Here is a 21,506-nt window from a genome sequence, read left to right as displayed (position 1 = left end):
GACTGGTTTGTTCTATCTATGCTCACCGACTTTCGACTTTTAAGTGGCACAGTTGTCGCTGCCGCACTTTCAGGCTCCCTTTTTGCAGGGAATGCTGTAGGTTTTTATCAGGCATGGGAGGCTGGTTATGCGGCATGAGGCTTTGCAGAAGAATATCTATACGCAGCGGATCAACCGGGCGATGGATTATATTGAGCGCAACATCTGCGAGGAGCTTTCTCTTGCGCAGATTGCGGATGCGGCCTGTTTTTCTCCCTATCACTTTCACCGCATTTTCCGGGCTATGACCGGGGAGACGGTAAACCAGTTCACCAGTCGCCTGCGGGTTGAAAAGGCGGCGCGGCGGCTGAAGCAGAACCCATCGATCTCCATTACGGATGCGGCGCTGGATATGGGCTTTGCCTCCCCTTCCACCTTTGCGCGCTCGTTTCAGGCGCGGTTTGGCATGCCTGCCAGCCAATGGCGGCGGGATGCGACGGCCTCAGTGGAGGCGCGGGCCAATGAGACCATGGTTCTGGAGCGACCTAGGTCTGGTTTGGTGGCGGACAAGGTGGAAGTGGGCAAGCTGGAGCCACGCACAGTGGCTTATGTGCGGCGCACCGGTAACTTTCAGGAACGGCCTGAGATTTTTGGAGAGGCGTTCGGCACGCTGATGGCATGGGCCGGGCCGCGCGGGCTGGCGCATGGGGCGGAGATGATGTGTCTGTTCCACGACGATCCGCAGGTGACTGATGCGGAGCTGATGCGCTTCAGCTCCTGCCTGACCTTGCGCGGTCCAGCGGATGTGGAAGGTGAAGTGGGCAAGATGGTGGTTGGCGGCGGGCGTTATGCCTGCGGGCACTTCGTGATCACCCATGATCAGTCGCAGGCGGCGTGGGAGTATATGTTCGGCGACTGGTTGCCCATGAGCGGGTATGAGCCGGAGAACATCCCCTGCTTCCAGCTGTACCCTTCCATGACCGGCGAGATGGGGCCGCATGAAGTGGTGATCTGCATTCCGGTGCGGCCACTTTCTTAAGCCGGTTGTGCGCAAGTTGCACCTGCGGTTTATCGCGGGGTTAAGGGGCGTGGCCTTAGGTTCCGGTGGTGTTGGCTGGTTCGCGAGAGGTTCATGGTCTTCGGCTGGATATTCAGGCGCCTGTTGTTCTATCGCCTCCTGACCCTGTGCAGGATGTGGGGCTTCTACCTGTCCCTGCTGCTATGGGCGCGCAAAGGGCTGTATCTGGGGTTGCTGGCTGGCGTGCTGATGACGGCACTGACGTTTGCTTATGCTCTCGGGATCTACTGGGTTACGAATTGGGTCTACGGCCAGTCGGAGGGCTATCTGCTGGCCGAGATGAGCTGCTGGCTGCTGTGGTTTCCGCTGGTGTGGATGGCGGCACTGGACACGCAGCTCTACATGGTTTGCCTGCGCACGCCGAACCAGAAAGTACTCGGCAACCTGCTTTCCACCTGGGCCTATGAGGAGAAGTTTCTGGCGCATCTGGACATGGTGCGCGAGAAAGCTGGCGGTGACGAGCGCTGAAGAGTGGTGTCAGCGCTCTATCTTGTCATTCGCACTATCGCGTTTTGCAGGACAGCAGGATTCTTGAGGTCTGTGTGCTTTCATCCACGAGTGGCTTCTTGCTCAGGATACCGAACCTGTTGGGATCGGCATTTGGCAGGAGGGAGTTACACATAGGCGTGACCGTCTCGAAGATCGTTTCCAGCACTTTCTGATCCCGGAATGGATTGGTGGTTGGGGTGATGCTGAGCAGGAACTGCCAGTTCTGCGTTTTGTCTGGCTTGCCGTAGGACAAGGTGTATTTGCCGACCTTCTTTGTATAGGTCAGCGGGTATTTGCCAGACTTGATGTTCTCGTGAATGCGTTTTTGATTGGGGCTTTGGCAAGCTGCCAGAGCGACACCGCTGAGCACAAGAGCTGCAGCCAATTTCAGTTTCGGGTGCATGATCGACCTTTGGTTTGAAGGCCAGGTCTGTTGCACACTGATGGCAGCAGACACGACCTTGCGCATGAAAGGTCTCATGTCTCATCTGGAGCCGGAGTGAGGCTGAATGTGGTGAGCGCGCAGCCTTACCCGAAGATCTTATCGATGTCGTCTTGTGCGAGGAGCTTCCAGGTGCCTTCTTCCACGCCGTCCAGTGTGAGGCCACCGAGCTGGGCGCGGTGGAGGTTGGTGACGTGGTTGCCGGTGGCGGCGAACATGCGGCGGACCTGGTGGTAGCGGCCTTCGTGGAGGGTGAGGCGTGCTGAGGTCTCGGAAAGGACTTCCAGTTCTGCTGGCTTGAGCGGATTGGTCTCGTTTTCCAGCATCATTTCACCGGAGGCAAACAGATCGCCTTCGCCGCCGGTCATTGGGCGGTCGAGTTCAACCTCGTAGATTTTTGCAACATCTGCCTTGGGCGAGATGATCCGGTGCAGCAGCTTGCCATCATCGGTGAACAGCAGCAGACCGGTGGTGTCCTTGTCCAGTCTGCCCACGAAGGACAGCGCTGGTTTGCGGACACGGTAGCGATCTGGCAGCAGGTCAAAAACCAGCCGCCCGCGATCTTTCATGGAACAGGTGTAGCCGAGGGGCTTGTTGAGCAGGATGACGGAGCCTTCTGGTGGGTCCAGCGGCTCGTCATCAAACAGGATCTGATCATGAGGCAGCTTGCTGTCGGCTTTGATCGGGTTGCCGTCTTTATCGGTGACCCAACCATTGCGGATGGCGGCCTGCATTTCTTTGCGGCTGCCGTATCCCAGATTTGCAAGCAGTTTCACAAGTCTCATGCTCGTTTCACCCTTCAAAGACGATTTATGCAAGATCATCAGGCTGTGCGCTGCACTCCTGATTGAATTCTGGATCCCCGATCAAGTCGGGGATGACGAGACTGCGTGGAGCATTTTTGAGTTAAAGCTCATCTCAAACATCCACGCAGATCAACTTCCGCCGCCTTACTTATTCGCCTTGATGGCCCGGATGACCTTGTAGCCGCCCTGATCTGCCATGATCTCGTAGGAGGCGAAGACTTTGTCCAGCGTTGCTTCGTATGGCAAGTGGCGGTTGGCGACCAGCCAGAGGTGGCCGGACGGGCGCAGTGCCTTGGCAGCGGCTTTGATGAAGCCCTGACCGATGTCGGCACGGTCCTGCTTGCCACCGGCGTGGAATGGCGGGTTCATGACGATGAAGTCATACGCGCGGTTGAGACCCTTGGTGACGTCCTGCCAGATGAAGTCGACGGCGACTTCTCCTGTCTTGCCCTTCAGGTTGGTTTCAGCCAGATCCAGCGCGCGCTTTTCGGCTTCATACAGATCCATAGCTTTGACTTTGTTCACCTTAACCACTTCAGAGGTCAGGTAGCCGAAGCCTGCGCCCAGATCAGCACCGCGGCCCGGAAGGCGGTCCGGCAAGGTTTTGACCAGAAGCTGGGAGGCTTTGTCGATGTGGTCCCATGCGAAGACACCCGGACGGCTCATGAAACGGCCATCGAGGATTTCGCGTGGGGCATCCAGCTGGCTCCACTCTTCCAGCAGCTGCTGGTTGATGGTGTCTGCAGAGACTTCTGCCCAGAACACACGGCATTTGTTTTTAGAAAGCTTGCCAGCGTTGCCTGCCAGTTTGGTCAGGTCGCTTTCCGCTGTCTTTGCGCCTTCGGTGTTGGAGACAGCTGCGATGACGATGCCACCCTCACCTGCGCTTTTGACAGCCTGTGCCATGAGAGCACGGGCTTCATCACGCTGGCGTGGAGGCAGGACCATAACCAGCGGATAGGTACCGGAGGCTTCTGGTGTGACAGTGAAGCCTGCACGTTCCAGATTGTCTTTGTCTGCAGCGAACGTCTGCTGGCAGACCACGCGGGACTTGTCCATGGCGTTCATGGCAAAGCCCATGCGGGCGCGCAGGAACAGAGCCTTTTGGTCTGCACTGCCGTCTTCAAAGAAGTCGAGACTGCCGTTTTCAAAAGGCAGAAGAAGCGTATCGAGAGCCGGGTCTTTCATGAGACTGATCTGCCTTTAAGAGGTGTGCACGATTTCGCGGGTTTCGCGGAAGCTGATGTCCGGGTTTTTCTCACCCACATAGCTTACTTCCCAAGCGTTCTTGAAGAGGTAAACAGGCTTGTCGTCCCGGTCCAGCGCCACGTGTGCACGGTTGGTCTCAAGGAACTTGTCCAGCTTGAGAGGGTCCGTGCACTCTGCCCAGCGGGCGGTGTTGTACATGACTGGCTCGAAGCCGATTTCCGTCTGATATTCCGCTTTCAGGCGATCGACCACAACGTCGAGCTGGAGCACGCCGACCACGCCGACGATCCAGTTGGTGCCGATGGCTGGTTTGAAGATCTGCACCAGACCTTCTTCTGCCAGATCTTCCAAGCCACGGCGCATCTGCTTAACGCGCATGGTGTCTGTCAGGCGGACGCGGCGCAGGATTTCCGGTGCGAACGCTGGCAGGCCGGTAACGTGGATTTCTTCGCCCTCGGACAGCGTATCACCCACACGCAGCTGGCCGTGGTTTGGCACACCGATCACGTCGCCCGGATAGGCTTTTTCTGCGATCTCACGCTCTTCTGCAAAGAAGAAGATTGGCGCGGACACGGTGATTGGCTTGCCTGCGCGCACGTGCTTAAGCTTCATGCCGCGCTTGAAGGTGCCGGAGCACAGACGCACAAACGCGATGCGGTCGCGGTGTTTCGGGTCCATGTTCGCCTGAACCTTGAACACAAAGCCAGTGACCTTGTTTTCTTCTGGCTTGATGGTGCGGCCACCGGTGGCTGGCTGAGAGTGCGGAGACGGTGCGTGGGCTGCGATGAAATCGAGGATCTGGTCGATACCGTAGTCGCGCAGAGCGGAACCGAAGAAGACTGGCGTCAGATGGCCTTCCAGGAAGCTTTCCTGATCAAACTCGGAGTAGCCTGCGCCGCCGAGCTCTACGTTTTCTTCCAGCTCTTCGCGGATGTTGTCGAACAGCTCACCCACCAGCTCAGGGTCTTCGAGGCCCTTCACGTCTTTGATGGTGTCGAGCGGACCACCGCGGCCTTCAGTGGAAGTGAAGAAGCGGTTGCCGATGTGGTCGTAAACGCCGAAGAAGTCGGAGCCCATGCCCACTGGCCAGCTCATTGGAGTGACGTCCAGCGCCAGCGCTTCCTGAATCTCGTCGAGGATTTCCAGTGCGTGGCGGCCTTCACGGTCGATCTTGTTGACGAAGGTGATGATCGGAATGTCACGCAGGCGGCAGACTTCAAAGAGCTTGCGTGTCTGGCTCTCGATACCTTTTGCAGCATCGATAACCATGATCGCAGCGTCTACGGCTGTCAGCGTACGGTAGGTGTCTTCAGAGAAGTCTTCGTGGCCCGGTGTATCCAGCAGGTTATAGATGATGCCGTTACGCTCGAAGGTCATCACGGAACTTGAAACGGAGATGCCGCGTTCCTGCTCGATCTTCATCCAGTCAGAACGGGCGCGGCGGCGCTCACCACGGGCGCGGACCTGACCCGCAGCACGGATCGCACCACCACCCAGAAGCAGCTTCTCAGTCAGTGTGGTTTTACCCGCATCCGGGTGAGAAATAATCGCGAAGGTGCGGCGTGCCTCATAGGCCTGTGTGCCTGCTGTGCTCATAGAGCCTCCTTTTGCAGGCAAACCCCTGCATATTCTATGTACCGCAGATTTGAGGGTATCCATCTGACGCGCAGGTCTGAGTGTCCTTTCCGGCAAACTCCGGTCCGAAAATTTCCGGAGCTTTTGAAGGACATCGTGCAGGCGCAAAATCTGCTGAAACTTTTGTCGGATTGGGTCTTACAGAATGTGCCTGCGCAATGCCAGCCCTTCCCTGAACTTTTTCCGCAAAGCATGGCTGCACTGCAAATGCACAAAACAAATACCTGAGATATTTTAATTGCTCAAAACTTTTGCATCTTTACGTTGCATTAACTGGAGGCTGAAAAAACGATTTTGCATGAATTTACTGATTCCATATTTAAAATCAGAAGCTTCATACAATTGATATATATTATTCATATTTGACGAGATCAATTATGTTGCGCAATTTGTCTGTTTCCAGCAAGGGTGTTGCTGCCTTTGGCATTCTTGCTGTGGTTGGCCTTCTCATCAGCAGCCTTTCCTATTTCTCATCTTTGCGTGTCAGCCGGGACGCGGTTGAGGTTGCTCACTTCCACACTATCCAGACAGAACTTGAAGAGCTGGAAATTCTGGTTCTGGATCAGGCAATCTCTCTGAAGAACTATTTGCTGACAGGTCAGAAGCACTGGGCCGAGAAGCTGGAGCATGATGCAGAGCTCATTCCAAAGATCTTTGATGAGATCGGTGCAGATGTAGATGCCTTGCAACTTGAAGCCACTTCTATGACAGAGCTGCTGAGCGCCTGGCAATCATGGATGGATGCTTACACCAACACGCAGATCATGCTGATGGCGGATGAGGCAACCCATGATGTTGCCCGTGAAATGGAGATGGATGGCACCAGCGCATTGCTGCTGGAGGAGATTGAGCTTGGTTTTGAGGCGATCGTCAAAGAGCTGAAGATACGCCGGGAGATTTTGACCGGCTCGCAGGAGCATGATTTGCAAATCCTCCAATCGGTTTCTCTCATTGGTGCTGTGGCGGTAGCTCTTGCAGCATTGCTGATGGGTTATCTGAATTATGCGTTGATCTCTAAGCCTATGAAACAACTGACGGATACCACTCATGCGCTGGCGCAGGGACAGCTGGATGTTTCCATTGGACATACCGCCCGCGGTGATGAGATCGGCGCACTTTCCAAGGCTTTGGGCGTGTTCAAGGAGGAGCTTCAGAAGTCTCAGGAGTTTGAAGCTCAGCGCAAGCAGGCACGTGAGGCAGCAGAAGCAAAGCGCCGTGCGGAGCTGGATCGGCTGGCTTGTGATCTGGAGGGCTCTGTTCTGGCGATTTCGACGGATATCCGCAGCTCCACCACGCAGCTGGATGCAACAGCCAGCAGCCTTGCAGAGATTGCTGCGCAGACCACCGAGGAATCTGAGATTGCCTCCGTATCTTCTGAGGAAGCCAGCCGCAATATGCAGGGGGTTGCAGGCGCGACAGAGGAGCTTTCTGCCTCTATCAACGAGATCAACGGACAGGTTTCCACCAGCTCTGATGTAGCGCAAAGCGCTGCCGCTCAGGTGGAGCAGACCAACGCAGCCGTTGGCCGATTGCAGGGCGTTGTGGCGCGTATTGGTGAGGTGACGGACCTGATCCATGCCATATCCGACCAGACCAACCTGTTGGCACTGAACGCGACCATTGAAGCAGCCCGTGCCGGGGAAGCAGGCAAAGGGTTTGCTGTGGTGGCCTCTGAGGTGAAAGCATTGGCCCAGCAGACTGGGTCTGCCACTGATGAGATTGAGGCGCAGATACAGGAAATGCGCAGTGTGGTGGATGCCTCTATCTCTGCAACAGATGAGCTGACAGCACTGGTGAACTCCTTCCGCGAGCACACTACGGCGATGGCGTCTGCTGCCGATCAACAGGCCACGGCGACCAACAGCATTGCGGAGAACATCTCCAGCGCGGCGGATGGTACCGCGGCGATTGCACGGGCGATCAATACGGTGAAGGTGTCTGCGGGCAAAACGGGTGAGCTTTCGGAGGAGATCCACCATTCCATCGCCAGCCTGTCCGAGCGGTCCGATCAGATGCAGGATGCCATGCAGGCGTTTTTGAGCCAAGTTCGGGCCGGATAAGTTAGTTCGATCTCTATCGAAACATCGCTTAAGTGAAGTGGGTTAGAGCTTGAGGTGGGTTTTCCATCTCAAGCTTCAGGAGCGTAGCGTGCTGCTCAACTATCTTTACTCAGAGTTCTATGAGGAACAGGTGTTCCTTGATCTGCTTGGCCTTTCTTCAACCGACTGGCAGAGCCTGCTGGAGCGGCGGGTGATGCCAGCTGCGTCCTATCTGTTCACCAACAGCTCACTGTGTGTCTCCTTCCTTGGGCAATATCAGGAACGGGAGCTTTATCGCTTTCACCTGAAGAGCCATCGGCGCTGGTTTGAGGATCTGCAGTGCTTTGGACTGACACAGGAGCAAGCGGCCAAGGCGTTTTTCCTCTCCCGTTTCCGCAGCGCCAAAGAGGCGTTTCTTGCCGGAGAGCTGGGGGCACGTTTGCACGCGCTGCATCCTGATGTGATGGCGGATTTTGATGGCGCTCTGGAAGAACGCACCTGGGGCCACTTTCTCAACGGAACCTATGGCATCTGCACCCGTGACGGGCAGCCGGACACAATCTTCCAGAAACAGGCTGGCGTGCGGTTTATTGAGAAGATGACAGAGACTGAGCCCCGCCAGTTCTCAAAGGAGCACCTTGGGCTGCTGCGGCAAACCGTAGACTTTCTGGACGGTGTGGAATCTGAGTTTGCTCCGCATGAGGTAAGTCAGTCCTCGAGACAGCGCTGTATCATCGATGTGCGGAAGCGATATTTGGCGGAGCGGGCTGCGGCTTAGTTTCCCTCGCAGGTGGTTTTCTCAAGCAGGTGGGCCCAGACGTTCTTTGGAACGGCGATTGAGAACTTGTTTTGGGCGGAGGCGACCATGATGCCGGTGAGTTTGAGTTGGCCGTTTTCTTCCACCATGACAGGGCCGCCTGAGCCCCGTAGTTGGTGTCACAGCTGGTGAGCCAGAGGTTGCCGCGGTCTTTGTAGAGCTTGCAGTTTTTATCGGCGGCGAGCAGGAACGGGCGGTCTCTGGCGTATCCGGCGCTGGTGAGGTCAAGGTTCTGTGTTACTTCCGGCGCTTTACTGATCACCGGCATGGGCGGCACGTCCAGCGGCTTTGAGAGAATGATCACACCTACATCGGTTGCGGCATGTTTTAGTGTCGGGCGGTTGGTGAAGGTGTAGCCATCCAGCAGATGGGTGCAGGCGGCGGTGGTGTGAGCGATGAACTTATCCCGGCGCACGCCTGCCACGAAGTTGATCTTGGACGGCACATGAGCTTTGCCGGTGCGGGCGTTGTAGAGGCAATGGGCGGCGGTGATGACCATGCGGTCGGAGATCAGGGTACCGGAACACATGGAGCGGGAGCGAAACCCGGCGACGTTGACGCGGCCAATGGCGTTCCACGGCTTATCCCAGCTGTCGATGATCTCGCGGTTGTCTTCTCCGATGATGCCGGGAAAGAACTTTTCCGATTTGCTGGATTTATCCTGAGCCAGAGACGGGCCAGCACTCAGGGCTACCATGAATAGTGCAGCGCTGAGCACGCATTTGGAGAGAGCATTCAAAAGCATATGCAGATCCTGCTGAGCCGGTACCGGCGAAAACATCCCTGCGTTTATAGGCGGCTTGCGGGCGTTCGCCCAGAGCTAATTGGTGCCTGCGGTTTGCCTGTTACTCGGCTTTGGCTTTCGCGTCAGCGCGGGCCTGCGCGATGACTGGCAGATCCATGTTGCCGTCCTGGAACTTGAAGTTGAACTGGATGCGGCTGATCTTCCACGTCCCGCCTTCATGCACCAGTGCGATGTTGTAGGTGCCGTAGACAACCCAGAGATCACCGCCCTCAGCGCCATCAATGAAATGAGTGGCGGTTGCATGGACTTTTACGTTGGCTTTTTGCTCTTTGGATTCAATAAGCGGATTGCCGATCTGGTGGTGGGTCTGGTCGAAGCCGGGCAGCAGCTCTTTCCAGGCTGTTGTGATTTCAGCTGGTGTCAGATCCACGGGTTCCCCTGCCCCGAAGGAGGAGTAATCCAGATGTACGCGGCTGGTCATGACACCTTCGACGGACTCCCAATTTCGGTCGTCGACATCAATGAAGAAACGACTTACGCGATTTTGGATTGGCCCAATAGTGTCCATCTACATGCTCCCAGCTGGTCAGGGCATCCGATGATGCTCTAACTGTTCGTTTTCGCGCGTATCCATAAGCCGAAATCTGGTGTGCGTTTCAGGGATAAGCCCGAGTTCGTCTCCAAAGAGTACCATAGCCGCAGGCAGACTAGCGCATTTGCCTGCACTACATACCTAAGGAATATAACGGTTACGCAGCGGAAAGAGCAGCTTCTTCCGGTTCTATGGTTTTCAGAGGGATAATTCCCCGCCGCATTTCCGCCACAAATAGTGACGGATTACTGATCTTTGGGCCGGTGGATCAGGCGGGTGGCGATGGTTTTGCTGTGAGCCTGCTCGCTGCTCATGGTCTGGGTCATGGCTTCCAGCGCCGCTTCGGCCCATTCTGCCTCGTTCTGTTTGACGGACCAGATCTCGTTGGGCAGGAAGGACAGCATCTTGTTGTCATCGAAGGTGGCCAGACGCAGCTGAGGTGGAATGTGGCCCAGCTTTTCGCGCAAAACGGCCAATGCGCCTTCCAGAACAGGCAGAGAGGACACCATCAGGTTCTGCGGGGCTTTGCCGAGCTTCTCCCAGAGCTGCAGCATCATCTGCTCACCATCCTGCGTGCGGTTGCGGGCAGATTGCAGGGTCCAGTCTTTCTCGGCATTTTGCGGCATGACTTCCAGATAGCCGCGGGCACGCTCGGTGATAGTTGGCTGGTTGCTACCGCCAATGAGGAAGTAGACCGGCTCTCCGTCTGCATGTTTGGCAATGGCGGCGGCGAGATCTTTAGCGCCCTCAAAGTTGCTGGAGGTGATGATGGGCGCGTCGGTGTTGCCGTAGTCACGGTCCAGAAACACCATTGGCTTGGAGATGGTTTTGCCCAGATGCTGCTGGCTGCCAGAAGTGGAGGACACCACGAACAGGCCATCCACATTGCGCTGAACGAGGCCGCTGGCCAGTTCTTTTTCCGTTTCCTCATCTGAGTTGGAGCAGCTGATGATGAGCTGGTAGCCGGTTTCGCGGCAGCGGTGTTCCAGTTCTTCGGAAAGCTTGGCGAAGAACGGGTTGGCTAAGCGCGGAATGATCAGGCCGAAGGTGTTGGTGCGTTTCAGCTTGAGGCTGCGGGCAGTCAGGTCGAATTTGACGCCATGCTCTTCCACATACTCACGAATGCGGGCTTGGGTGGCTTTGCTGATGCGGTACTTTTCCGCCTTGCCGCCCAGCACCAATCGCACTGTGGTGATGGAGACGCCCAGCGCCTTTGCAATTTCATCTGGCTTTTTGGCCATTGCGTGCTTTCTCGCCCTGATTTTTGTAGGTACGCTTAACTGTCGAGTGGTAGTCAGCCTTCCTCAAATTGCCAAGCAGAATATGGCAGGTGCGGGGTGGTGTCCGTGGATATCCCGCAGCTTTTGCGTGAGTTTGAGCACCACGGGATGCTCAAACTCTGTTTTGCTGGGTTTAAAGCAGATCTTTCGCAGAGCCTGCGATTTTGACGTTGATGCCCTGCGTGAGCGCCTGAGCCACGAAGGCTCGCAGCACATCCTGCAATTTTTCTTCCGGCACATAGGCCACGGTGATGTGGTTGGACTGGTGCCCTGCCATCAGATCATCACGGCCCACACCATCGAGCGTGCAGTTCATCAGAGGCCACTCATAGGTGGTTGCCTTGCGGCGACGTTCAAACTCATCTTCTGGCAGCTCAACCGCATGGCCAGTGCCGATGTGCATGATAACCTGTGTGCCTTCATAATGCGCGCGCGCCCAGAGGAAGGCACCCGCCTTACACTGGCCTGCGATGCTGGACCCGCCTTTCGGGAAGTACATGGCCGGCTGGCGATAGCCTGTTGCCCCTGCAAGGCCGCCTTTGAGATGCTCAAACGGTACGGAGCCGGAGATTTCGAAGTCCCAATAGAAGGTGCCTTCATACTCGCTGCCCCAGCGCACATCATGCAGAGTGGTTTCAGCAGGCAGGCCCATGGCGTCCAGCAGGCGCCACATCATGGTCTGCGGAATGGCGGTGCCCATATCCACTTCGTTGATGCAAGGGATGGGCTTGCTTCCCAGATGATGGACCCGTCTTCATCCGGGATCGGGAAGCGCTCGGTGGACCCGATGGCGCCCTCGGCAAAGTCAGAAGCTGCGCAGCTGTCCTTCAAGCCCTGCTGGTACTGTACGCCGACAGCGGACAGACCAAAGCGGGTGGTGAAGCGGGCCATGGCGATCATCATGGCGCACTGTTCCAGCACCTGCTCGCGGGTGAGTTCGGTCGCATCATCACTGCCGAACATAAAGGTCATGCCACGGTCCTCATAGAACTTCAGGCAGTCTTCACGCAGGGACTGAGGCACCTTTTCCATTTCCACCAGAAGGGCCGACTGGGAGAGGCTTTCCAGCGGCATGCCGATGTCAGTGAGGGCTTTGACCGGGAAGTAGCCGTTCATCATGCCCATGCAGAACGTATCAAACAGCCCAAGGATCGCTTTGTTCTTGAGGATGTACTCGCCGACCTGCTGACCGGCCTGCCCTGCTGGTGTTTGCAGGAGGGCATGGTTTGCTGCGACATCCTGCAGATACGAGGTGTCGTGGCTGAGCTTACCGTCTTTCAGCCATGTGGCGAGACCGGATTTGAAGAAGTCATCTTCAAAGGTCTGGGACCAGAGACGGGAATACTCAACACCCAGACTGGTGAGAGACCCAGCCATGCAGAGCATGCCCACCAGACCCGGCCATGTACCATCAAAGTTGGCGAGCAGCAGGACTGGACCTTTGTGCTTGGCAAGGGATGGCGCAATGTGGTGCGAGTATTGCCACGCGGTGAGCAGCACGATGAGCGGAGCTTCCGGATCGATCTTCGCAAACAGCTCTGAGCCTTCTTTTTGCGAAGAGATGAAGCCGTGGCCGCGCGCTGCATCATATTCATGGGCGCGCTTCATCTTGAAGCCTTGCGCGGTCAGCTCGTTTTCCAGTCGCTGCGCATAGTCCTCATAGGTGGGCCAACAGGTGACGTTGGCACTTTCGCGAAGATCTGCATTGGTGACGACAAGGATTTCCTTGTCCGCTACGGAGATAGGCGCTGGGGCCTGAGGCAGGTTGAGCACGTGGTGTCCTCCTGAACTTGTTTTGATACTTAAATTGCTTTTTCCATGAGCGCCTTATGGTGCTGATGGTTGTCGTAAAGATTGAGGTAGACCTGATATTTGGCGGCGTGGAACTGAGCGGTGTTGCCTTCTGGTTGATGAGCCCACCAACACGCACCAGCTTTGCGCTGGCTGATGGAATGTCCTTGAAATCACCACAGGCCACGGCGCCCAGAATGGCAGCGCCCAGCGTGACGGCATCTTCTTCTTCCGCCAGCTGAATTTCCCGCCCTGTGATGTTGGCGTACTCTCTAAGCCAGAGCGGGTTTTTGGTGGCCCCACCGCACATGAACAGCTTGGTGATGCTGTGCCCGGCCTTGGTCATTTCCTCAATGATATGGCGGGTGCCGTAGGCAATGGCCTGAAGCGTTGCCAGATAGAGGCGGGCCAGAGCATCCCGGCCTGTTTCCAGTGTGAGGCCAGAGACAACACCCTTTGCATGCGGGTTGGCGCGTGGTGATCGATTGCCGTGATGGTCAGAGAGCACATGAAGATCTCGGGTTGGGTTTGCTTCCCGCTCCTCCAGATCCTGTACCCAGTTGTTGAGGAGTGCGGTCTCATGCAGGCCCTGCTTGGCGGCTTCTGCTTTGAGCTCGTCATAGGCATCAGACTGCTGGATGGTCCATTCTACCAGCGAGCCAGCAGCGCTTTGTCCGCCCTCACCCAGCCAATAGCCCGGCAGCATGGCACCCCAGTATGGACCCCAGACACCTGGCACCATGACGGGCTTTTCATTGACGATCATATGGCAATTGGAGGTGCCGCTGATGATGGCAAGCCCGCCATCCGGCTCCGCTCCAATGAGTGCCAGACCTCCTGCATGCGCATCAATGATGCCCGCAGCAACCGGTGTGCCTGCGTTGACACCGAGGTCCTTGGCCGCTTGTTCTGTCAGACCTCCGGCGGATGCGCCAAGATCCAGCACTTTCTCCGGCACCTTCTCCGGCAGATCATGCAGACCGACGGCTTGCAGCATATCTTCAGCAAAGCGGCCTTCGTGAGCCAGATAGTTCCATTTGCAGGTCAGCGTGCAGGTGCTGGCGACGTCCGCACCTGTTGCCCGCCAGACCAGATAGTCTGCCAAGTCAAAGAAACGCACGGTGCGCTCATAGCGGTCCGGATAGTGGTTCTTGAGCCAGAGGATTTTGGGCAGTTCCATTTCGATAGAAACTTCACCGCCAACATATTTGAGCGCCTCATCCCCGGTGGCGTTGATTGTGGCGGTTTCTTCTGCTGCGCGATGGTCCATCCACATGATGATGTCCTGATCGGCCTCTCCATTTTCAGAGACGGAGACCGGGCTACCACCCTGCCCGACTGCGACCAGCGAACAGGTGGCATCGACGCCCAATGAGCGGATTTCATCCGCAGAAACGCCAGCGGTGGCCATCGCCTCCTTCATGGCGGCGCAGATCTGTTGCCAGATGTCTGATGAGGACTGTTCGACAAAGTTGGCCCGACCATGAAACTGCTTGATAGGCCGCACCGCAAAGGCCAGCCTCTCGCCCTTTTCATTGAAGATCCCGACGCGTGCGCTTGCAGAACCGACATCAATGCCAGCGTAACATGTCTGTTTCATACGCGGCCTCCCTTTTCGACTCGCGATTGTTCTTCTCCCTTGCTAACTACACCTGCTAACTCGTGTTAGCAAGAGCAAAGCAAATGAGATTTATGCAAAAATTCTCATAGGCAAGCACAGCAAAGCAGGCCGGAGGACGGTTCCACCAGCCGTGACTTTTCAGGATTTGATTGGATCAGGGTGGGTTAGTTTGGCTCTTTCGAGCGGTTTTGTGCATCACTCAGTAATCGCGCGAAAAACCCGTAGCCGATGCCAAAGGCCAGAGCGCGAATCACCAGATCGATGATGAAGAACAGTCCCATCTCGTCCCCAGCAAACGTGGGAAACGGACTGGCCGGAGCAACTGTACCCTCCCCTGCCAGCAGGTAACTGCGCACAATCATGGAGATGGGAAGGCTGGCTGCAAGGGAGCCAACGAACAGACCCCAATAAGTCGCCCCGGTTGGCGCCTTGTGTTCATTTCGCACAAAGATCAAGCTGGTCAGGATCACTGGCAGGCCAAGTTCTATGAACATATTGCCCGCCTGCTTGATGCCGTATTGAAAGACCAACAGGGTCACTGCAACCTGCACCACCGTATAGCTCACGATGAACCAGCTGAGGTAAAACCAGAGGGAACGGTGCAGCTTGGTCATGGATTATACTCGGCTTAGGATGTAGTCAGATCGTTCTCTTCAACATGCTCAGCCACGGTTTGCAATGGCCTGTGCATCTCATATTGCTGCAGCGTTTTTATTGCCCCCAGCTTTGGCAGGGCCTGCATGATGGTCTCATCGCTCTCATCCACGTTGATGAAGGTCAGCGCTTCCTTCTCCACATTGGCAAAAGCAACCGCAAGCAGTGCAGAGGCAAAGCCCTTACCGCGATGTTCCGGCGCGACAGCAAGCTGCATCACAGAGCCGGTTTTGCGGGTGAAGGTGATATAGGCAGCGAGCTTTCCATTCTGCTCGATCTTATAGGAGGTAGCCTCGTCGCCCAGAGCATTGACCGCGAAAGCAGAGTTCTGCCAGCTTGGTGGCTTTTGCCAGAGTTCAGAGGCCAGTGGCTCCAGCTTGCTCCATGAAGCGATGACAGGCTGGGCTGTGGTTGAACGTTCAGAAAACGCAGTCTTTTGCAGGCTGAAGCACTGGAAGTGTCTTTCAGTTGCAAAGCCCAGCTTTTCATAGGCTTTGACAGCCGCGGTGTTGCTGGTGATCACTTCCAGCTGGATTTTGCCGTAACCTGCTTTCAAGGCATGCTCTTCAACCTTGGCAAAGAGCTTGCTGGCAATGCCCTTCCCGCGTGCATCTGGCACCGTGCCTGTTGAAACGGCATAGACTGCGCCAGGGTAAGCTGCCTGTTTGCCGATGAACCAGAACCCCACCAGCTGCTCATCCTCAACCGCCACCCAAGACAGCTCAGGATCAAACCCGCGGGTGGTGATCATCCTCTCAAAATCCGCCAGAGGCATTTCCATCTGAATGACATAATCGGAAAACGCCGAAACCATCACCCGATGCAACTGCTCCATCGAAAACGCCGAAGCCTTCTGAAACAAAATCACCCCAATCCCCTTATCCCATGAATCACCTTGGACGGTGCGCCTGTTTTGATACCTACCCTGTTTGAGGGGGATGGCTCAATGTTTGTGTGGGGTGTGACGTGAGCATTTGTGATCATCTTCCCGTTTCCTACGCTGCGTTTCCGTGAGGGTTTGGGGATTTTGGGAAAAGGTGTTCTCAAACAGAGGTGTGTGAAGAAAGCTGTCGCGTTTTGGGTGGGGGTGTGGTTCTATCGTCTACTGTGATTTTCGGGGCTTCGTCTTTTCAGGGATACCTGCCCATTTTCTGAGTAGTTGCCATGCGCCAGTTCCTGCTTCCCATTGCGTCCTTGCTGCTGGGGTCCGCCTTTCTGTTTTTTGCCGGTGGTGTAACCGGCATGCATTTGCCTCTGCGTGGTACGTTTGAGGGGTTCTCTTCTCTCTCGCTTGGTCTGCTTGGTACGGGCTGGGCGATTGGTTATGTGACTGGCTGCTTGAGCGTGCCGAAGATCGTGCAGCGGGCAGGCCATATTCGCGCTTTTGGGGTGATGGCATCGCTGGCGTGTCTTTCTGTGCTTGCCTCATCATTGCTGGTTGATCCGATTGCATGGGTTGCTTTCCGCTCTCTGGCGGGCTTTGCCTTTGCCGGTGCGGCGATGATCGTTGAGAGCTGGCTGACGGAACGCTCCAACCCGGGCAACCGCGGCGTGATCTTTGGCACCTACACCATGGTGAACCTTGCTGCGACCACTGCCGGTCAGGTCGTGCTTTCCATGGGACCGATTGATGGCTTTGAGTTCTTTGTCATCGCCTCGATGTTTTATGTGGTGGCGCTTATTCCAACTGCCGTCACCCGCACCCCTGCCCCAGCTCCACTGGCGCAGGTGAAGCTGGATCTGAAGCGGCTGTGGCGGAACTCTCCAGTGGCCGTGGTTGCCGTTACGCTGACCGGCGTTTCCAACGGTAGCTTTGGCACGCTGGCGGCGGTGTATGGTGGTCAAGTTGGTTTGCCGATTGCCAGTATTACGCTGTTTGTAAGTGCTTCCATTCTGGCAGGTGCGTTTGCACAGGTGCCGATTGGCATGATCTCTGACCGCACAGACCGACGCTTTGTGGTGATTGCGATTGCCATGGTCGCGCTGGCGGCGGACTGTATCTTCCTGTTTGCCGATACCAGCAGCGCCAACATTGCCATTGCGTCTGCTGTGATCTTTGGCGCGGCGATCTACACCTTCTACCCTGTGCTGGTTGCGCACGCGAATGACCACGCGGATGCAGGGGATGCCATGCAGACCAGTGGTGGCTTGTTGCTGATGCTGGGTGTTGGTTCCATGATCGGGCCGTTTCTGGGTGGTGTGCTGATGAGCGTGTTTGGGTCGATTGGCCTGTTTATGTCCACCTTTGCAGCTCACGCGCTCATTCTTGCCTTCACCCTGTGGCGCCTTACTCAGCGTTCTGCTGTGGCGGAGAGCGAGAAGAGTGTGTTTGTTCCTTCTGCTCCAACGCGCACTGCGACACCGCAAACGATTATTCTGGCGGACGAAGAAGTGGCCAAGGAAATGGAAGTGGACGAGATGTCGGAGCAACCTTCGTCTTAAGTGGTTTTGCGCAGGTATCCACCGGATGCCTGCGTTAACGAATAAATATGAGGTTAAAACTCCTATTTAAACTTGACTATAATTATCAGGTATACAATAGCTCGGAACACAACCGTTGCTTTTGCTAATCCTTTTGAGAAGTCAAGCTCATGAAAACCAATCTTTTCGCTGCTGCCATTGCCGGTGCCCTTTCCACACTTGTTGCCTTTGGTGCTTCTGCACGGGACGTCAAGCACGAGCTGGGCACCACCACCGTTCCTGATCAGCCACAGCGCATTGTTGTGCTGGAATACAGCTTTGTGGACGCACTAGCTGCTGTTGGTGTGGCACCAGTGGGTGTTGCGGACGACAAGAAGCGTGATCGCATCATCAGCGCGTACACCGACAAGATTGGTCATGACTGGGTTTCTGTTGGCACCCGCAAGACCCCAAGCCTTGAAGTGATTGCCTCACTGGGTCCGGATCTGATCATTGCTGATAAGACCCGTCACACTGCGGCCTATGAGACCCTATCCGAAATCGCACCAACCGTCGTGTTTGATAGCCTCGGCGGCGACTACCCTTCCGCGATTGCGCAGCTGGAAGCCATTGGTGCTGCTGTTGGCAAAGCCGATGAGATGAAAGCCCGCGTTGAGGCGCACAAGGCCAAAATGGCGGAGATTGGTGCGCAGTTCAAAAATGCTGGCCACTACAAAATCCAGTTTGGTGTAGCGAATGCCAAAGGTCTGTGGCTGCACTCCCCAGTTTCCTACAATGGCTCTTTGCTGAAGGGCTTTGGTTTTGCCAGCGGCATGAAGCCGACCAATGGTGCGGTTTATGAATCCAACTATGTGAAGACCTCACTGGAGCAGCTATCTGCGGTCAACCCGGACATTCTCATTCTCGGCCCATACGCAACACCATCCTTTGCTGATGGCTGGAAGGGTGAAGCGCTATATGAAAACATCAGCGCCGTGAAGAACAATCGCGTGTTCCATGTGGAAGCACATGTGTGGTCTCGTCTGCGCGGCATGGTGGCTGCAGAGATGACCGCCACTGATCTGCTTGAAATCATGAAGCAAGTTCAAAACTAAGTCCCGCACATGCCATTGACTGCCATGTACTGGAGCCTTATGGGGATGGCGCTGCTCGCAGGAGCGGCGCTGTCCCTTGCCACAGGTGGCCGGCAAGATATCGGCTTTGATCAGATCCTGAGCGCGCTGTCTGCGCAGCTGGATGAGCAGAGCCTTTCCATTATCTGGGACATTCGTGCCCCACGTACTCTGATTGCTGCGTTGATTGGCGCCAACTTGAGCCTTGCCGGGTTGCTGCTGCAGGCCACAACTCGCAACCCGCTTTCCTCTCCCTCCATCCTCGGCATCAACCAGGGTGCTGCCCTTGGAATTGCCATCGGGCTGGTGTTTCCATCTCTCGTGATCTTTAACATCGACACCATGGCCGTGCTGGGTGCCGCCTTTGCTGGTGGCCTGACCCTGACGCTTGCGGGTGGATTGAAGGGCACGCTCAGTGCTCTGCGCCTGATCCTTTCCGGGGTGGCTGTCAGTGCTTTCGCATTCGCGCTGGTGCGCTTTACGTTTACGCTGGATGACGAACTGGCGCTTTCCGTTATTCAATGGACAACCGGTGACATTGCCGATGTGCGCTGGAAGCAGGCCACGCCACTGCTGGTGTGGTGTCTGGCTGCTGGTGTGATGACATTCTTCATGTCTCACAAGCTCAATCTGATGGCGCTTGGGGAAGCTGCCTCGAAGGGGCTTGGCTCTGACCCACGTTTTACCCTGCTGTTCGGCATTCTGCTTGCTTCTATTTTGACCGGCGTTTCTGTTTCCGTAGCTGGCCCAGTAATGTTTGTGGGTCTTATCATTCCGCATTTGTGCCGTGCTGGGTTTGGAACGGATCACCGTGTACTGGTTCCTGCTGTGATGCTGTGCGGCGCGACCCTGATGCTGGTCGCAGATGGCGTTTCCAAGCTGATCAACTTTCCTGAGGAGACAGCCGTTGGCGTGGTCTCCGCTTTGATTGGTGCACCTTACTTTCTTTACCTGACCATCACTGCCAAGGAGATTGACTGATGAGCGTGCTCTCCGAGACCTCCGCGCCTCCTCAATGGCGGGTGGACTTTAAAACCCATCGTGGCACCAAAGCGTTCCGTGTTCAGCTGCTGCTGTTCATTGCCTGCATCACTGCCAGCATGATCAGCCTTGGCGTGGGTGCTGTCAGCATTCCGCTGGATGTGATCATCAACAGCCTGTTTGATCTTGAAGGGCCAAAGCAGACCTACATCATCTGGAAGTCTCGCCTGCCCCGCGTTCTGATTGCCCTTATGGCCGGCGCGAGCCTTGCTGTTTCCGGTGTGATTGTGCAGGCGATTGTGCGAAATCCGTTGGCGAGCCCGAAGATCATGGGCATCAACTCGGGTGCTGCGCTGGCCGCTTTGGGGACAATCATGTTCCTGCCTGAGATGCCCGTCACCTATCTGCCGTGGCAGCTGCTTTGGGCGGCATCGTTGCAGCGGTGATTGTTCTGTTTGCAGCGCACTTGCGTCAGGTCTCTCCTGCCCGTCTTGCTTTGGTGGGCATTGCGGTGGGCATGGTGTGTGATGCGGGCGTTGATTACCTGCTGGTGACAGCGGCCACATTGGAGATTTCCAATCCACTCGTGTGGCTGACCGGCTCCTTGTGGGCGCGCACCTGGGCGCATGTGCACTCCATCTGGCTGCCACTGATCAGTCTGCTGGGTCTGACCATGGTGCTGTCCTATCAACTGGATTTGCAACAACTGGGAGACCAGACGGCACGCGGTCTAGGTCAGAGCACCAATAAGATGCGGCTGTTGCTGCTGGGTGTGGCCACGTTACTGGCCAGTATCTCGGTAGGCGTAGTCGGTGTGATCGGCTTTATCGGCCTCATGTCTCCTCACATCAGCCGATCTCTGGTTGGTGGCAGACATCGAGTACTGCTGCCAACGGCTGCACTGGTGGGCGCCCTATTGGTTGTTCTAGCAGATGCTGTCGGGCGTGCCATTGCGCCGCCGATTGAGGTTTCCGCAGGTATTTTGAGCGCCATGCTGGGCGCCCCCTATTTCATCTGGATCATGACCAGATCTCAAAAAGGACAGAGCGCATGAGCATCGTTCTTTCAAACGTGACTTCTGGCTACGAAGAGTTTTCACTTCAAAGCATCAACCTGACCATTCAGAAAGGCAGTTATGCGGCTTTGATCGGCCCTAACGGCTGCGGAAAATCCACGCTGCTGAAGACCATTGGCCAGATCAACAAGCTCAACACGGGCAGCATTACCGTTGATGGGAAGGAGATCCATCGGCTGCCTGCCAAAACCGTGGCGCGGCAGATTGCTTTTCTTCCGCAAAGCCCGGTTGTGCCGACTGGCATCAACGTTGAGCAGCTGGTTGGCTATGGCCGCGCACCGCATCAATCCATACTAGGCATTCGCAGTCGCCGTGATGTCGAAATTGTTGAAGAGGCCCTGCACACATCCGGGCTTTACAGCTTCAAGGATCGCGCTTTGAAAGACCTTTCCGGCGGTCAGCGCCAGCGGCTTTCATCGCCATGTGTCTGGCTCAGGATACGCCCTACATCATGCTGGACGAACCCACCAGCTATCTGGATATCCGCTATCAGTACGAGACGCTGGATCTGCTCCAGCAGCTCAACAGTCAGGGCCGCACGGTCGTCGTCGTCCTTCACGACATCGCCCAGGCATCGCGCTACGCCGATCACCTCATCGTCATGCGAAACGGCGCCCTCTTCGCAGAAGGCACCCCACACGATGTGGTCAGCCCCTCCCTGGTCAGCTCCGTCTACGAGATCGCAACCAACGTTTATGCTGACCCGGTGTCGCAGACGCCAGTGGTGACGCCTGTTTGAG

The 21,506-nt window shown here is 56.2% G+C and carries 23 protein-coding genes; 11 read left to right on the top strand and 12 right to left on the bottom strand.

What is annotated here, in order from left to right:
- The first annotated feature begins 127 nt into the window (after nt 1-127).
- Entirely contained in the window at nt 128-1,018 is an 891-nt protein-coding gene (locus JCM12308_RS06670; protein WP_054783224.1) for an AraC family transcriptional regulator, read from the top strand.
- Nucleotides 1,019-1,111: 93 nt separating this feature from the next.
- A complete protein-coding gene (locus JCM12308_RS06665) occupies nt 1,112-1,525 on the top strand; it encodes a hypothetical protein (RefSeq protein WP_054783223.1) in 414 nt (137 codons plus the stop codon).
- 34 nt (nt 1,526-1,559) lie between these two features.
- On the opposite strand, the gene JCM12308_RS06660 is transcribed toward JCM12308_RS06665, so the two are convergent.
- The 4 genes from JCM12308_RS06660 to JCM12308_RS06640 all read right to left on the bottom strand — a co-directional run bounded on the left by JCM12308_RS06660 (nt 1,560) and on the right by JCM12308_RS06640 (nt 5,599).
- Complete coding sequence (locus JCM12308_RS06660; RefSeq protein WP_128647344.1) at nt 1,560-2,015, bottom strand: hypothetical protein; 456 nt, start codon at nt 2,013-2,015, stop codon at nt 1,560-1,562.
- Between the two features lie 59 nt (nt 2,016-2,074).
- On the bottom strand, nt 2,075-2,773 hold the full coding sequence (locus JCM12308_RS06655; protein WP_054783221.1) for a pseudouridine synthase: 699 nt from the start codon (nt 2,771-2,773) through the stop codon (nt 2,075-2,077).
- A 165-nt stretch (nt 2,774-2,938) separates the two neighbouring features.
- Complete coding sequence (locus JCM12308_RS06645; protein ID WP_054783219.1) at nt 2,939-3,982, bottom strand: class I SAM-dependent methyltransferase; 1,044 nt, start codon at nt 3,980-3,982, stop codon at nt 2,939-2,941.
- A 15-nt stretch (nt 3,983-3,997) separates the two neighbouring features.
- Nucleotides 3,998-5,599: a peptide chain release factor 3 gene (locus tag JCM12308_RS06640; protein WP_008549619.1), complete on the bottom strand. Its 1,602-nt coding sequence runs from the start codon at nt 5,597-5,599 to the stop codon at nt 3,998-4,000.
- Between the two features lie 123 nt (nt 5,600-5,722).
- On the opposite strand from JCM12308_RS06640, the gene JCM12308_RS28235 reads away from it, so the two are divergent.
- From JCM12308_RS28235 to JCM12308_RS06625, 3 genes are all read left to right on the top strand, one after another.
- Nucleotides 5,723-5,866 (top strand): hypothetical protein, encoded by a 144-nt coding sequence (locus JCM12308_RS28235; protein WP_164845274.1) that lies wholly within the window; start codon nt 5,723-5,725, stop codon nt 5,864-5,866.
- Between the two features lie 149 nt (nt 5,867-6,015).
- Entirely contained in the window at nt 6,016-7,698 is a 1,683-nt protein-coding gene (locus JCM12308_RS06630; RefSeq protein WP_054783217.1) for a methyl-accepting chemotaxis protein, read from the top strand.
- Nucleotides 7,699-7,786: 88 nt separating this feature from the next.
- Nucleotides 7,787-8,455 carry a DUF6058 family natural product biosynthesis protein gene (locus JCM12308_RS06625; RefSeq protein ID WP_054783216.1) on the top strand — a complete coding sequence of 223 codons (669 nt, stop codon included), beginning with the start codon at nt 7,787-7,789 and terminating at the stop codon, nt 8,453-8,455.
- Here JCM12308_RS06625 and JCM12308_RS06620 read toward each other — a convergent pair.
- The 8 genes from JCM12308_RS06620 to JCM12308_RS06590 form a co-directional block, all read right to left on the bottom strand.
- Nucleotides 8,409-9,239 (bottom strand): trypsin-like serine peptidase, encoded by an 831-nt coding sequence (locus JCM12308_RS06620; RefSeq protein WP_164845273.1) that lies wholly within the window; start codon nt 9,237-9,239, stop codon nt 8,409-8,411. The two genes, JCM12308_RS06625 and JCM12308_RS06620, sit on opposite strands and share 47 nt — an antisense overlap.
- Nucleotides 9,240-9,339: 100 nt before the next feature.
- Nucleotides 9,340-9,807: a nuclear transport factor 2 family protein gene (locus JCM12308_RS06615; RefSeq protein ID WP_083416553.1), complete on the bottom strand. Its 468-nt coding sequence runs from the start codon at nt 9,805-9,807 to the stop codon at nt 9,340-9,342.
- A gap of 269 nt (nt 9,808-10,076) precedes the next feature.
- Nucleotides 10,077-11,072 carry a LacI family DNA-binding transcriptional regulator gene (locus JCM12308_RS06610; RefSeq protein ID WP_054783214.1) on the bottom strand — a complete coding sequence of 332 codons (996 nt, stop codon included), beginning with the start codon at nt 11,070-11,072 and terminating at the stop codon, nt 10,077-10,079.
- Between the two features lie 172 nt (nt 11,073-11,244).
- Entirely contained in the window at nt 11,245-11,811 is a 567-nt protein-coding gene (locus tag JCM12308_RS29210; RefSeq protein ID WP_208978316.1) for a hypothetical protein, read from the bottom strand.
- Entirely contained in the window at nt 11,784-12,884 is a 1,101-nt protein-coding gene (locus tag JCM12308_RS06605) for a hypothetical protein (RefSeq protein WP_208978315.1), read from the bottom strand. The genes JCM12308_RS29210 and JCM12308_RS06605 overlap by 28 nt, the downstream gene beginning before the upstream one ends.
- Nucleotides 12,769-14,502: an FGGY-family carbohydrate kinase gene (locus JCM12308_RS06600; RefSeq protein ID WP_208978314.1), complete on the bottom strand. Its 1,734-nt coding sequence runs from the start codon at nt 14,500-14,502 to the stop codon at nt 12,769-12,771. The genes JCM12308_RS06605 and JCM12308_RS06600 overlap by 116 nt, the downstream gene beginning before the upstream one ends.
- A gap of 185 nt (nt 14,503-14,687) precedes the next feature.
- Nucleotides 14,688-15,137 (bottom strand): ABZJ_00895 family protein, encoded by a 450-nt coding sequence (locus JCM12308_RS06595; protein ID WP_054783213.1) that lies wholly within the window; start codon nt 15,135-15,137, stop codon nt 14,688-14,690.
- Nucleotides 15,138-15,151: 14 nt separating this feature from the next.
- Entirely contained in the window at nt 15,152-16,045 is an 894-nt protein-coding gene (locus JCM12308_RS06590; RefSeq protein WP_208608721.1) for a GNAT family N-acetyltransferase, read from the bottom strand.
- Between the two features lie 296 nt (nt 16,046-16,341).
- On the opposite strand from JCM12308_RS06590, the gene JCM12308_RS06585 reads away from it, so the two are divergent.
- From JCM12308_RS06585 to JCM12308_RS06565, 6 genes are all read left to right on the top strand, one after another.
- Nucleotides 16,342-17,619: an MFS transporter gene (locus tag JCM12308_RS06585; RefSeq protein ID WP_008550037.1), complete on the top strand. Its 1,278-nt coding sequence runs from the start codon at nt 16,342-16,344 to the stop codon at nt 17,617-17,619.
- 149 nt (nt 17,620-17,768) lie between these two features.
- Entirely contained in the window at nt 17,769-18,692 is a 924-nt protein-coding gene (locus tag JCM12308_RS06580; RefSeq protein ID WP_054783211.1) for an ABC transporter substrate-binding protein, read from the top strand.
- A 9-nt stretch (nt 18,693-18,701) separates the two neighbouring features.
- Entirely contained in the window at nt 18,702-19,691 is a 990-nt protein-coding gene (locus JCM12308_RS06575; protein ID WP_083416556.1) for a FecCD family ABC transporter permease, read from the top strand.
- Complete coding sequence (locus JCM12308_RS29205; protein ID WP_208978313.1) at nt 19,691-20,137, top strand: iron chelate uptake ABC transporter family permease subunit; 447 nt, start codon at nt 19,691-19,693, stop codon at nt 20,135-20,137. The genes JCM12308_RS06575 and JCM12308_RS29205 overlap by 1 nt, the downstream gene beginning before the upstream one ends.
- Nucleotides 20,101-20,745: a FecCD family ABC transporter permease gene (locus tag JCM12308_RS29200; protein ID WP_208978312.1), complete on the top strand. Its 645-nt coding sequence runs from the start codon at nt 20,101-20,103 to the stop codon at nt 20,743-20,745. Before JCM12308_RS29205 ends, JCM12308_RS29200 begins: the two co-directional genes overlap by 37 nt.
- Nucleotides 20,742-21,494, top strand: coding sequence for an ABC transporter ATP-binding protein (locus JCM12308_RS06565; protein WP_208978311.1), 753 nt, complete (start codon nt 20,742-20,744; stop codon nt 21,492-21,494). The genes JCM12308_RS29200 and JCM12308_RS06565 overlap by 4 nt, the downstream gene beginning before the upstream one ends.
- Nucleotides 21,495-21,506 lie beyond the last annotated feature (12 nt).

The organism is Pseudovibrio denitrificans JCM 12308, from assembly GCF_001310815.1.
GTDB lineage: Bacteria > Pseudomonadota > Alphaproteobacteria > Rhizobiales > Stappiaceae > Pseudovibrio > Pseudovibrio denitrificans.
Note: the sequence above shows the minus strand (reverse complement) of the source record. Positions and strands in the feature narration are given on the sequence as shown.